Source organism: Leptolyngbya subtilissima AS-A7 (assembly GCF_039962255.1).
GTDB lineage: Bacteria > Cyanobacteriota > Cyanobacteriia > Phormidesmidales > Phormidesmidaceae > Nodosilinea.
In genome coordinates this window covers 123,861-136,335 of record NZ_JAMPKY010000012.1, presented here as the reverse complement: position 1 = coordinate 136,335, position 12,475 = coordinate 123,861, and the positions used below count along the sequence as shown (strand labels likewise).

Here is a 12,475-nt window from a genome sequence, read left to right as displayed (position 1 = left end):
TGGAGCATGGGCGTTTTACCTCATTTATCAACTGTCTTTATCCCTGAGCAGCTGCCTGCCGCTGCGATCGCGTCTCGACTGCTAGCGGTATTGCTGCTGATCAGCATCAACGCCTTTTTTGTGGCGGCAGAGTTCTCGATGGTGTCAGTGCGGCGATCGCGCATCAGCCAGTTGGTCTCCCAGGGGGATTTGCAGGCAAAAACGGTGCAGCAGCTTCAGCGCAGTCTCGACCGCCTGCTGTCGACCACCCAGTTAGGCATTACCCTATCGAGTCTGGCTCTGGGGTGGGTGGGTGAAAGCACGATGGCTGTCATCTTAGCCTTTTGGATTACTCAAACTCCCCTAAGCGCTGCCCAGAGTGAGGCCCTAGCCCACGCGCTAGCGATTCCGGTAGCCTTTTTTCTGGTCGCCTATCTGCAAATCGTGCTAGGCGAGCTTTGTCCTAAGTCGGTGGCGATGCTCTACCCCGAGCAGGTAGCCCGGTTTCTAGGCCCTCCTAGCCTCACTATCGCGCGGCTGTTCAACCCCTTCATCTGGATCTTGAACCAGTCGACCCGACTGCTGCTGCGACTGGTCAATATTCAGTACAGCGACCAGGTAACTTACAGCCGCCTCACTCCCGAAGAGCTTCAGCTAATCATTCGCACCAAGGCCGAAACCCCTGGCTTAGAGGCCGAAGAGCGCGTCATTCTCAACAATGTGTTTGAGTTTCGCGATGTCACGGCTGGAGAAATTATGGTGCCTCGCACTCAGATCAATGCCATTCCTCTAGCGGCGACCTTTGGTGAGCTGATTGAGGTAGTAGCCGACACTGAGCATTCTCGCTACCCGGTGATAGGGGACTCCCTAGACGACATCCAGGGCATGGTTGAGCTGAAGCAGTTTTTGCAGCCTCTGGCTCACCAGCAGATTAATGGTGACACCCCCATTCGTCCCTGGGTCAAGCCCGCTCGATTTGTGCCCGAGTACACGCCCTTGCATGAGCTGCTGGCCACGATACAGCGCACTGGCGAGGAGTTGGTTGTGGTAGTCGATGAATTTGGTGGCACTGCTGGCCTGCTCACCCTGCGTGATTTGACCACTGAAATCATTGGCGAAATCCACGAGCCCGACAGTGAGACTGAGCAGTCTGTGCAGCTGCTCGAAGACCAGTCCTACCGTATTAAAGCCCATACCGATCTTGAGGAGGTCAACACGCTGCTTGACCTTGCGCTACCCTACTCGGACGACTACCAGACCCTAGGAGGATTTTTGATCTATCAGATGCAAAAGATTCCCCATGCGGGCGATCGCCTCACGTTTGCCGATCGTGAATGGGTGGTTTTATCAACTGATGGCCCCCGGCTTGGGGATATTCTGGTGCGATCGCTCGATCTGCCCCCCCCGTCTGGGCGCGGGCCTAACGCTTCAGCAGCGGCGGCCACCGACTCCGATGGCTTTCCCCTCAGCTAACCTCACCTAGACAGCTCAAGAACTGCCACAGCTTACTGAGCGCCCCAGCTCAGTCTCGGTAAGGTGAAATGGAACAGCGAGAAAATCAAGAAATGGTCTGCTAGACCGCGATCGCGCTATAAATCTGTGGCTCTCTCTTAAAGAATGTCGCTATTCTTTACAGTGTGAAGCATTGTGATAATATCTGAGTAATTTTACCTGGCCGTCTCAGTTCTCCACTCGCTCTGACGTTCGCACTATATCAACTGTCGGCGTATCTTTGTCTCCTAGAGGAAGGACAGGCGTGCAAAATCCCATATTGTCATCTGCCTTAGACATGCACCTATCGCGAAATTTGCCCGATCCCATCCGCGTTGGCGTTATCGGTGTAGGTAATATGGGCCAGCACCACACCCGCGTGCTAAGCCGCTTTAAAGATGTCGAACTGGTGGGTGTGTCTGATGTCAACGTAGAGCGAGGCCTTGACACCGCTGGCAAGTATAGAGTGCGGTTTTTTGAAGACTACCAAGAGCTACTCAAGCACGTCGATGCCGTCTGCGTGGCGGTACCCACCCGACTACATCACACTGTGGGTATGGCCTGCTTGCAGGCTGGAGTTCATGTCTTAATCGAAAAACCCATCGCCGCCAGCATCGCCGAGGCAGAATCGCTGGTCAATGCGGCCGCGGCCGCCAACTGCATTCTACAAGTGGGGCACATCGAGCGATTTAACCCCGCCTTCCAAGAGCTCCATAAAGTACTCAAAACCGAAGAACTGCTGGCCCTAGAGGCCCGTCGTATGAGCCCTTACTCCCAGCGGGCCAACGACGTGTCGGTGGTGCTTGACCTCATGATCCACGACATCGACCTGCTGCTAGAGTTAGCTGGTTCTACGGTCTCTACCCTAACCGCTAGCGGCAGCCGCGCCTCCAATTCGGGTTACCTCGACTACGTCACCGCTACCCTAGGCTTTAGCAACGGCATTGTGGCCACGCTAACATCTAGCAAGGTCACTCACCGCAAGATTCGCAGCATTACGGCCCACTGCAAAAACTCTCTGACCGACGCCGATTTTCTCAACAACGAGATTTTGATTCACCGGCAAACTACCGCTGACTGCTCTACTGACTACGGCCAGGTGCTCTACCGTCAGGATGGCCTGATTGAAAAGGTCTACACCAGCAATATTGAGCCTCTCCATGCCGAGCTGGAGCATTTTGTGAACTGCGTTCGCGGCGGCGAGAAGCCTTCGGTCGGTGGCGAACAGGCCCTCAAGGCGCTGCGCCTCGCTAGTCTGATTGAGCAGATGGCCCTAGACGGCAAGCCCTGGCATCATTTTGACCCCACTGCCCTCGGCAAAGAGCTGACGGTGGCCGTGTAGGTTCTCTACATAGTCAAGCTAAGGCACCACTTTTATGGGAGTGCCCACCTTGACGTGACTGTATAGGGTGTGGATGTCGGCTTCGAGCATGCGTACGCAGCCGTGGGAAACGGCCTCGCCGATCAGGGTTTCCTGGTTCGTGCCGTGGATGCCAATGTGGTACTGCCCTTCCACCAAAAAGCCAATCCACCGCGAGCCTAGAGGATTGCTAGGGCCGGGGCCAATGGCTTCTTTGGTAATCGGGTGCTGCCACACCGGGTCGGTGCGCATGTCGCGAATCGCAAATTCGCCCGCCGGGGTTTCCCACTCGTCTTTACCAATAGCTACCGGAAACTCGCTCCGCACTTCGTCGTTCTGATAGAGGATGAGTCGCCGCCGGCTCAGGCTAATGACCACACGAGTGTTGGCGGTCATGAGGGTATCTGGGGCCTGGGTAATGACGGTGGCGAGTCGCACCAGGCGGGTGCTTGCGAAGGGTTCTTCAAACTGCCAGCGAGAGCTAACCTGGTCTTGCCAGGCACCAGCGGCCAGCAGCCCCGCTGCGGCGAAGCACAGCACCATGAGGCAGCGATTTAGGGGAGAGGGCGTATCCATCGAAGTTGGTGTAGTCTCCCGGTACTCTTCTTCAGCATACTGCCGTCTATTAGGGGCAGAACAGGTCCCAACAAGTGATGCTGGGGGTTGATATGATTAAAGCGCAATCACAAAGTCGGGGTTGAAGACGGTGGCCGTAAAACCAGAGTGGCTACGGGTTAAAGCGCCTCAGTGGGAACGGGTGGGCGAGGTCAAGGCGATTTTGCAAGATCTCGGTCTCAACACCGTTTGTGAAGAGGCTTCGTGCCCCAACATTGGCGAGTGTTTTAAAGCCGGTACAGCCACATTTTTGATTATGGGACCGGCCTGCACCCGCGCCTGTCCTTACTGCGACATTGACTTTGAGAAAAAGCCTCAGGCCCTTGACCCCACCGAGCCCCTGCGTCTGGCTGAGTCAGTGCGGCGCATGAAACTCAAACATGTGGTAATTACCTCGGTCAACCGCGACGATCTGGCCGATGGTGGTGCCAGCCAGTTTGTAGCCTGCATCGAGGCGATCAAACAAACGACCCCAGACACCACGATTGAGGTGCTGATCCCCGACCTGTGTGGCAATTGGCAAGCGCTGGAGACGATTTTGGCGTCTCGGCCCCACGTGCTGAACCACAACACTGAGACAGTGCCCCGACTCTATCGGCGCGTGCGACCCCAGGGAGATTATGGGCGATCGCTCGAACTACTGCGCCGCAGCCGCGAACTGGCCCCCTGGGTCTACACCAAGTCGGGGTTAATGGCGGGTCTAGGCGAAACCGACGCCGAGGTGCAGCAGGTGATGGATGACCTGCGGACTGTGGACTGCGACATTTTGACCCTCGGGCAGTATCTCTCGCCGGGGCCAAAGCACCTGCCCGTAGCGGAGTTTGTTACCCCAGCCCAGTTTGATGCTTGGCGACAGGTAGGCGAGACTAAGGGGTTTTTGCAGGTGGTATCGTCGCCGCTGACGCGCAGCTCTTACCACGCTGAAGACGTACAGCGACTGATGGCTCAAAACCCTCGCTAGGCCTGCGATCGCTACTGAGATCCTGAATTGGCCCGTAGCGTTAGGCTTGGGCATCCTAGGTGGAATCGATGGAACCGCGAATTCTGCGCTGCCGTCAAAGGGATGGCAGGGTTGTCTATCGCCGTTAATCGTTCACCTCAGGAGATACCCATGCACCCATGGAAACAGATTTTAGGCACCAGATCGGCGAGTATTGCCCTACTGGCCACAGTAGGGTCAGGACTGCTGCCAGTAGCAATCGTGCTACCGGCGATCGCCCAACGCCCAGCGATAACAGTGGCCCAAGCCGACGTGACGGTCGCCCAGGAGATTCTGCGCCTGGTTAACGTCGAACGCCAGCGGGTTAATGCGCCGCCCCTTGTTCTCAATGACAAGCTCGCCGCCGCCGCTCAGCACCATGCTCAAGACATGGCTACCAGCCGCCGCATGAGTCATACCGGTTCGGACGGTTCAACTATGCGATCGCGCATTGACGCCACCCAGTACAACTGGTCAACTATCGGCGAAAACGTCGCCATGGGGCAGCCCACCGCCGCCGCCGTCGTGGCCGCATGGATGAGTAGCCCTGGCCACCGCCAGAATATTCTCAATCCTGCCTTCACTGAACTGGGAGTAGGCTACGCCACGGGGGCAAATCGCCCCTACTGGGCTCAAGTGTTTGCCAGACCGCGCTAGGTCTCACCTTGAGGATTTTGGGGATCAAGTTAACGCCAGTATTGGCCAGCGGCAAGGATGAGTGTTCTAAGCGCTGACATCGCTATAGCTCTGAGTACTCATCCAGCCGTAGCCACTTTTGAACAGGCTCACAACGGTATACCAGACTACATTGTTGCGGCATATGAACAAACGTTAAGGATGCGTAGCAACTGCTTCGCTCCCTTTTGTCGGGTTGCACTATGTAGTTGGGGTGGTAAGTAGATATTCTCATTGCCATCCAATTGTTGGAGGGCTTTCCATGATTACCACAGCAGCTAATTCAACCCTGACCCGGCATTACACCTTAGACGACATTCGCGATGAGGCTAGGCAACTTGTAGACTGCGGCACTCTAGATCGCTGTCAACCTATCTATGCCCTGTGCGGCTACATTGCTGCCCGAGAGTGGCCATTTATTGAGGCTGAGCTAGAGAGTAACGACTACGGTCTGCGCGATCGCATCGGCGATCTGATCCCCCACGAAACTTGGAGCAATGACTAGCGACTTCTTGAACCATAGAGGGTGGTGGGGCGCTTTCCAGGGGAATCGCTGCGCGAATCGCTAGGGCTATGCACTAGCCAATGCTCCCCCACTTGGTTGAGAGCCGCCATAATGGGCTGCACTTCTCGCCCCTTAGGGGTAAGTGAGTACTCAACCCGTGGCGGAACCTCAGGAAATACAGTTCGCTTGACCAGGCCGTAGCTCTCTAGCTCTCGTAGCCGAGCAGTAAGGGTTTTGGTGCTAATGCCAGGCAGGGCCGACAAAAACTCATTAGTGCGGCGGCTGCCCTGAAACAGCTCTTGTAAGATGAGAATGGCCCACTTGCCGCCAATGTATGACAACACCAGATGAACCGGACAATCAAGCTTCGTACCGTTAAATGCGTGAGGCATAGGCATCACTCCGGTATGGGTGTCATTTTCCATTGTGAAGGATTATTCCGGGGATGTTGGTTACTCTGGCACTGAATGCCAAGAATTTAAGCTTCTTTTTAGATCGATCCCCAAGACTCTCGGGATAGGTCTGTAATGAACCGCTGAGGACTTAGGCTAAAGTGAGTTTGGCTGCACCTAGGCTGATGGGAGAGTAGCTAAGCTCTTAATCAATAGCGGGCTAAGGAGCTGAGGCTTTTGTCACTCCTGCGCTTGCCCGCTCAGATCAGTACCCAGGCAGTCGGCTGCAGAAATTAGGAGTGATAGGGTAGTCGTACGCCGTGCTAGCCTAGGCTTTCTGCTTAATTTTTTGGTTTTTAACCCCTATCAGGTGTGGCCATGTCGTCCCAAAAGCCTTTCCGCAACCCTAACCGTTCTTCTGGGTCGGAGCCTCGCCGAGATGCTGAGGGTTACCGAGGCGACAAACCCCGCCAGGGCGGTGAGGGTAAGCCCCGTTATGACAGCGATAAACCTCGCTATAACAGCGGCAAGCCCCGTTCTAAGGACGACAAACCTCGCTACGGCGAGGGCAAACCTCGCTACGAAGGCACTAAGCCCCGCTACGGCGACGAGAAGCCTCGTTATGACAGCGATAAACCCCGCTTTAAAGACGACAAGCCTCGCTATGAGGGCAGCAAACCTCGTCAAGGGGGTGACAAGCCCCGCTATGGGGACGAAAAACCTCGCTATGCCGGCGACAAGCCCCGCTTCAAAGACGATAAGCCTCGTTATGACGGCGGTAAACCCCGCTTCAAAGACGACAAGCCGCGCTACGACGGTGGTAAGCCCCGTCAAGGGGATGACAAACCCCGCTATGACAGTGGCAAGCCCCGCTTTAAAGACGATAAACCTCGCTACGGCGGCGACAAGCCTCGTTATGAGGGCGACAAACCTCGTTATGGCAGCGATAAGCCTCGCTATGAGGGTGGCAAGCCCCGCTATGACGAAGGTAAGTCTCGCTATCAGGGCGGTGACCGCGCTGCCTCTGCTCCACGCTCGTTTGGGGTCAGCAGCCAAGGGGCGGGCGATAGCGACGATGGGCAGGACGAAACCGATTTGATCTACGGTCGTCACGCGGTGGAAGCCGCTCTCCAAGCTCAGCGGCCCCTAAATCGCGTGTGGGTTAACGATCGCATTCGCTACGATCCCCGGTTTCTACCGCTGATCGATGAGGCCAAGGCCAACGGCGCAGTGATTGATGAAGTAGACACTCTACGGCTCAACCAGATCACCGGCGGCGCCAACCACCAGGGGATCGCGGCCCAAGCCGCTGCCCACAACTACCACGACCTCGATGAGATGATCGAAACCGCCCTGGGAGCGGCTAAGGTGCCAGTGATTATTGCTGCCGACAGCATTACTGATCCCCACAATTTGGGGGCGATTATTCGCACCGCCGAAGCCCTGGGGGCTCAAGGGATCGTGATCCCGCAGCGTCGAGCGGTAGGGGTAACATCAACCGTGGCCAAGGTGGCCGCTGGTGCTTTAGAAAGCCTGCCCGTAGCGCGGGTGGTTAACCTAAAGCGCGCCCTCGATACCCTCAAAGAAAAGGGATTTTGGATCTATGGGCTGTCCTCAGAAGCGAGTCAGCCAGCGCATCGCACCACTTTCGATCGCCCAACGGTAATTGTGGTCGGGTCTGAGGGCAGCGGTCTCAGCCTCACTGTGCAGCAGAGCTGCGACACGCTAGTATCAATTCCGCTGCGAGGAATGGTTCCTAGCCTAAATGCATCGGTGGCTACAGGCATGGCTCTCTATGAGATCTATCGTCATCAATGGGTGGCCCAGGAGCAAATTTCCTCTTTGCAAAATCAAAAGCAAAGCAGTATAACCAAAATTGGTGCGGCGCTGCCTAAGAATGGCCTAGAGCCGTAGCTATCCCTTAAGAAACGTTCGAACCTAGGCAGATAGGCAGGAGCTATGAACAACCTTTTAGGTCGACTTTTAAGTAGCATTTTAGGCTCGAGCAAAGCCTGGTGGGTCGAAATTAAGACCAGTCAGCCCGCCTGCACCTACTACTTTGGCCCCTTTGATAGCGAGTCTGAGGCCCACAGCGCCAAGGGCGGTTACGTTGAAGACTTGGAGCAGGAAGGGGCGCAAAACATTCAGCTAGTGGTTTCGCTGTGCAGCCCCCCTAAGCAGCTCACCATTACCGATGAGTGGGATACCCCAGTGGGAGAATTTGCGACTCCTGCCCTCAGCGGTCAGCCTTAGGGATTAAAGTTTTCCTCTAAAAAGCGTCCTCTTCAGGACTCGTAATTATTCTGCTAAGCCTGCCGTGATAGCCTGAACAGCTATTGCGTTTAAGCGGGTTTATCTTGCTGGCTGTCGGTGTTCCTCAGTGTCAGCTCTGCCCGGTGCCGTCCTAGCCAGATGTCAATATCGGCCAGCAGCTGATCTGTAATTTCCCAGGGCAGCAGGTGAGCTGTGTTGGGGTAGCAGTGGCTTTCTGCCCTAGGTAGATGGTCAGCAGTTTCGAGGCTGGCCTGGGCAGTAATGTGGCAGTCGTCTGCTCCACAGAGCACTAGGCAGGGCACGGCGATCGCCCCCAGGTCGGGCAGGCGGTTATAGTGGCGGGCCAGGGCCCGGTTGAGGGCGCGGGTCGCCAGGGGCGAAGTGCCGAGGTAGGCCCAAAAGCCTTCTTTAGCCAAACGGTGATAGGCATGGGGAGTATGCTGCCGCAGCAGGTAGTGGTAGAGCGATCGCGGCCCCAGTCCGTATCGCACCAGCTCATTACCAGGAGCGATCACATTCAAAATTGATCCCAGACCAGTGTTGACCAACTCCAGCCAGGTGGTGGGCGGGTGGGCCCCCACGGGGCGGGCTGCGGTGGCAATGAGAATCAGCCCCGCTACCCGTTGAGGGTGGCGCAGGGCCAATTCCATTGCCAAAATGCCCCCCAGCGACCAGCCCAGCACCAGGCAGCGATCAATGCCCTGGGCATCGAGCAGCTCTACTAGATCTGTGAGGCTGTCGTCGAGGTCAAAGGGCGATCGCGTTTGGCTAGCACCGTAGCCTCGCAGGTCGGGGGCTATGGTTTGATAGCGATCGCTCAGCCGTTCTGTAAACACCCCCATGGTTTTGGCAGAGCCTGGGTGCCCATGCAGGCAAAGAATGGGAAAGCCTTTGCCCTGGATGGTGCAATGAAGTTTCATGATATGTGGCGATCCCCGCTGTAGCGCAGCCGATTCACCATAGCTTGGCTGAGCAGGATGTTGCTAGACAACCTTGGATCTGAGTTCAGCAAAACGGCTCTAGTCTGGGGTGGCGGAGGTAGTAGCCGGCTCCGGGGCGGCAGCGGGCAGGCCCATGCAGAGTTCGGTGGAATCGTCTTTGCTCAGAGCGCCTAGCTCAAAGCTGGGATCGCTTGGGCTAGCGGGGCTGAATTTTGGCAGCGATGCCAACGAGCTTTGGGCTTCAAGCGCAGTGGGCAAGAGCTGACCACTGGGGGATATGCAGTAGGCAACTGGCAGCCCCTTAGAGAGAGTGCCGTCTGTCGGAATCAGTTGAACCGTTTCGGGGTCAATTTGGCTTTGGTGATGTAAGACAGGCGCCGCGGCGTCCCTCAATGCGGTGACTTCAGTCTGAGCGCTGGGGTTGGGGAGAATGTCTGCCGGTTCAGTGGGTGAGGGCGCGATCGCAGCTTCTTCCGTCAGCATGACCCTTGGGTCAGAGCCGATATCTGTCGCCGCCGGGTCAAGCTGGGGACGAACGAGGTTAGTTCGGGGAGATGCTGAGTTGAGAGGCAGGCTCTCGGGCAGCGCGTTGGAACGGACCGCTTCGCCAGTTGCCGCCCCTGCGCGGACCGACTCCCACAGCACGGGCGACTGACCGACTGTGCTAGGGTTTACCGCCGCTGTCCTGCCCTGGCTCTGGTGGTCTGCGGTGCCTGCTTGGCTAACCAAGTCTGGAGTAGGAGTCAAGGCTACGCTGCCGCTAGACTGATGGGTCGCAGACCTGGTAGCTGGGTCGGGGGATGCTGCTGGTAGGGCGCTAATGGGTGTCGGATTGTTGTTGGCAGCGGTACTGAGGCTAAGGCTACTAGGCTCAGGGGGCGTTTCCAGACGGACAGCAACCTGAGGGATTGTGGTCGCCCTTGGAGCAGGATCCGTTTGTTGGGCCGTCAGAGCTTCCCCGTGGAGCCTAGCGGTAGTGCTAGAGGCGGTTTCTGCTTCGGCCTGGGCTACGGTCAATACGGGGGCCTGCTGCTGTGGGCGGGCGCTATAGCCCTGGTGCGTGAGCGGGGCAATGGGATAGTTGCGGGCTACGCTAGCCGACTGTGCTGGGTTCAAGGCGGCGCTGCTAAAGCCGGGAGCATTGACGGCGGAAGAGTTTGCCTCGGGGGCAATGGGCGTAGGCTGGGAGGGCGTGGGCAGAGGGGCGATCCCCTGGGTGCTGAAGGTGTTGCCCTGGGTAACGTTAAAAGCTGGGTTTTCCGCAACCTCTGCCTTGGGCTGAGAGAGATTCGGCCGGGCCAAAGCTGCGGGCTGGGGAGCGTTCACCAGCGAGGTCGATGGCGATAGACGAGCACCCTGTTGGCCTCGCAGGCGCTGTAGCCGATCGCGCAGGGCTGCCGCTTGGGGGATAGTTTCGCCATTGCTCCTAGCTGTGCTAGAGGCTGTGCCCGCTGGGTTGAGGCGATAGCTGCCTTGGATGACCTGGCGAGGGCGCACTTCGGGGCGGGCCATGGGGCTAGAAGCCGTGGCTGTGAGCCCTGGTTGAGCCTTGATTTCGGCGGCGTCCCCATCAGGGGGAGCCGCGCTCGGGTTAGGAGAGCTGGATTGTTCGGCGCTACAGGCCGCCAAAGCCAGTAGCCCGCTGCATGATGCTAGAGCCCAGACACGCATAACTCAAATTTTCCTAGGATTGGTCAGTCTGTCTTGGTTCTCTCTACGACGATTGCCTCCTCGATCAGCACATTCCTGAGGCAGAAGTGTAAAGATTCTGTTGCATTCCGCTATGGTGGCATTACGCAAAATTCAAACGTTGTAAAGCAGGGCTTTCCCAGTTATGCGAGGTGAACTAGCGGCCCTGATGGCCGCCTTTTTGTGGGCGGTGGCCACGGTGGTTTTTGGGCGGCTGGGCAAGTCGCTGTCGCCGCTGGTGCTCAACCTGGCCAAGGGAGCGATCGCCCTGGTGCTGCTCTCCCTAACCCTGGTGCTAATAGGCCAGAGTGCGGCGGGCCTAGATCGCCAAGCCGTAAGCATTTTGGCTCTCAGCGGTGTGATTGGTATTGGTTTGGGTGATACAGCGTACTTTGCTGCCATCAACCACCTTGGTCCTCGGCGGGCGCTGCTGCTCGAAACTCTGGCTCCCCCCCTGGCGGCCCTGCTGGCCCTGGTGTTCTTGCAGGAGACTCTCAGCGGACGGGCCTGGCTAGGCATAGGGCTCACCCTGGCTGGGGTGGTGTGGGTGATCGCTGAGCGAGCGCCGGGGGCGGCCCCTGGCCGAGCCGACTATCGGGGCGTGCTGTATGGGGTGCTGGCAGCCCTGGGGCAGGCCACCGGAGCAGTGATGTCGCGGGCCGTGCTGGCCGACACCGAGGTTGCCCCCATGTGGAGCTCGCTGCTGCGGCTGGGGGGCGGCTTCATTATCATTGTGGGAATTTTGCGCTGGCAGGGGCTAGTAGTGGAGCAGCTCAGGCCCCTGCGATCGCCCAAGTTATTGGCCGGGGTGGCCCTGGCGGCTGGCTTTGGTACCTACCTGGCCATTTACCTTCAGCAGATGGCGCTGAAGTACACTGCTACTGGTGTCGCCCAGGCGCTGACCTCTACCAGTCCGCTGTTTGTGCTGCCCTTAGCGGCGGTTCTGGGCGATCGAGTCAGCCTGCGGGCAGTGGTGGGGGCGGTGGTGGCCCTAGCCGGCATCGGCATTCTAGTGAATGGCTAGATAGTCATTAAGCGGTGGCGTTGTCGGGGCCCGTTTGAGGTGGGCCAATCAGCTGACTCAGGTTTTGAGGGTCAACGGCGTAGGCAGCGCCAAACCCCATCACAAATCGTCCGGCCTGGGGGCTGAGACAAAAGATTTGAAAGTCGTCGAGCGATCGCAGCATGGGGATAATCTCCCCAAAGCGCTGCTCAAAGCGATCGGCCACCGCCTCCCAATCAGCGGTACCCCGGGGCAGCAGGCTAGCCTGGCAGTCGTAGGCAATCCGCTGTCGGGCAAACACTTGGGAGGCGACTGCTTCGTCTTCAATCAATAAGACGCTCGCTAAACCACTGCTTTGCAGGTTTGCGGTGTGGGCCGACAGCCCGCTGGTAAAGATGTAGATCTGGTAGTCCGCGTCCATGACATAGGGCGCATAGCTGGCGTGGGGCTGACCATCGCTGTTAACGGTGCTCAGCATCAGGCTGTATACCCGGCTGGGCAAGTCTTGGTAAGCCGCTAAAACCGCTGCAAAACTAGGCATTGGCGAATGGCAGTAAGCTATAAAAACAACA

The 12,475-nt window shown here is 57.6% G+C and carries 13 protein-coding genes; 8 read left to right on the top strand and 5 right to left on the bottom strand.

The annotated features are described in order from the left end of the window. Positions 1–6: 6 nt before the first annotated feature. Both NC979_RS23205 and NC979_RS23200 read left to right on the top strand, forming a co-directional pair. Positions 7–1,452: a hemolysin family protein gene (locus NC979_RS23205; protein WP_190519924.1), complete on the top strand. Its 1,446-nt coding sequence runs from the start codon at positions 7–9 to the stop codon at positions 1,450–1,452. 283 nt (positions 1,453–1,735) lie between these two features. Beyond that, a complete protein-coding gene (locus tag NC979_RS23200; RefSeq protein WP_313887296.1) occupies positions 1,736–2,812 on the top strand; it encodes a Gfo/Idh/MocA family oxidoreductase in 1,077 nt (358 codons plus the stop codon). Positions 2,813–2,830: 18 nt separating this feature from the next. Here NC979_RS23200 and NC979_RS23195 read toward each other — a convergent pair whose 3' ends face one another. Next, on the bottom strand, positions 2,831–3,406 hold the full coding sequence (locus NC979_RS23195) for a L,D-transpeptidase (RefSeq protein WP_190519922.1): 576 nt from the start codon (positions 3,404–3,406) through the stop codon (positions 2,831–2,833). A 130-nt stretch (positions 3,407–3,536) separates the two neighbouring features. Between NC979_RS23195 and lipA the strand changes: the two genes are divergently transcribed. The 3 genes from lipA to NC979_RS23180 all read left to right on the top strand — a co-directional run bounded on the left by lipA (position 3,537) and on the right by NC979_RS23180 (position 5,604). Further along, positions 3,537–4,406 carry a lipoyl synthase gene (lipA, locus tag NC979_RS23190; protein WP_190519920.1) on the top strand — a complete coding sequence of 290 codons (870 nt, stop codon included), beginning with the start codon at positions 3,537–3,539 and terminating at the stop codon, positions 4,404–4,406. Positions 4,407–4,556: 150 nt separating this feature from the next. Further along, a complete protein-coding gene (locus tag NC979_RS23185; RefSeq protein ID WP_190519918.1) occupies positions 4,557–5,081 on the top strand; it encodes a CAP domain-containing protein in 525 nt (174 codons plus the stop codon). Between the two features lie 280 nt (positions 5,082–5,361). After that, positions 5,362–5,604, top strand: coding sequence for a DUF4327 family protein (locus tag NC979_RS23180; RefSeq protein ID WP_190519916.1), 243 nt, complete (start codon positions 5,362–5,364; stop codon positions 5,602–5,604). On the opposite strand, the gene NC979_RS23175 is transcribed toward NC979_RS23180, so the two are convergent. Continuing rightward, positions 5,601–5,996: a winged helix-turn-helix transcriptional regulator gene (locus NC979_RS23175; RefSeq protein WP_242024043.1), complete on the bottom strand. Its 396-nt coding sequence runs from the start codon at positions 5,994–5,996 to the stop codon at positions 5,601–5,603. The two genes, NC979_RS23180 and NC979_RS23175, sit on opposite strands and share 4 nt — an antisense overlap. 378 nt (positions 5,997–6,374) lie before the next feature. On the opposite strand from NC979_RS23175, the gene rlmB reads away from it, so the two are divergent. After that, complete coding sequence (gene rlmB, locus NC979_RS23170) at positions 6,375–7,910, top strand: 23S rRNA (guanosine(2251)-2'-O)-methyltransferase RlmB (RefSeq protein WP_190519914.1); 1,536 nt, start codon at positions 6,375–6,377, stop codon at positions 7,908–7,910. Between the two features lie 45 nt (positions 7,911–7,955). After that, positions 7,956–8,249 (top strand): DUF1816 domain-containing protein, encoded by a 294-nt coding sequence (locus NC979_RS23165; protein WP_190519912.1) that lies wholly within the window; start codon positions 7,956–7,958, stop codon positions 8,247–8,249. Positions 8,250–8,338: 89 nt separating this feature from the next. Here the strand turns inward: NC979_RS23165 and NC979_RS23160 are convergent, their stop codons facing one another. Together NC979_RS23160 and NC979_RS23155 are read right to left on the bottom strand one after the other, a co-directional pair. Continuing rightward, complete coding sequence (locus NC979_RS23160) at positions 8,339–9,190, bottom strand: alpha/beta fold hydrolase (RefSeq protein WP_190519910.1); 852 nt, start codon at positions 9,188–9,190, stop codon at positions 8,339–8,341. Between the two features lie 99 nt (positions 9,191–9,289). Further along, positions 9,290–10,882: a hypothetical protein gene (locus tag NC979_RS23155; protein ID WP_190519908.1), complete on the bottom strand. Its 1,593-nt coding sequence runs from the start codon at positions 10,880–10,882 to the stop codon at positions 9,290–9,292. Positions 10,883–11,045: 163 nt separating this feature from the next. On the opposite strand from NC979_RS23155, the gene NC979_RS23150 reads away from it, so the two are divergent. Continuing rightward, the gene (locus NC979_RS23150) at positions 11,046–11,924 is read left to right on the top strand and encodes a DMT family transporter (RefSeq protein WP_190519906.1); all 879 of its coding nucleotides are present in this window, start codon (positions 11,046–11,048) and stop codon (positions 11,922–11,924) included. Between the two features lie 7 nt (positions 11,925–11,931). Here NC979_RS23150 and NC979_RS23145 read toward each other — a convergent pair whose 3' ends face one another. Next, entirely contained in the window at positions 11,932–12,444 is a 513-nt protein-coding gene (locus NC979_RS23145; RefSeq protein WP_190519904.1) for a HugZ family pyridoxamine 5'-phosphate oxidase, read from the bottom strand. Between the last annotated feature and the right edge of the window lie 31 nt (positions 12,445–12,475).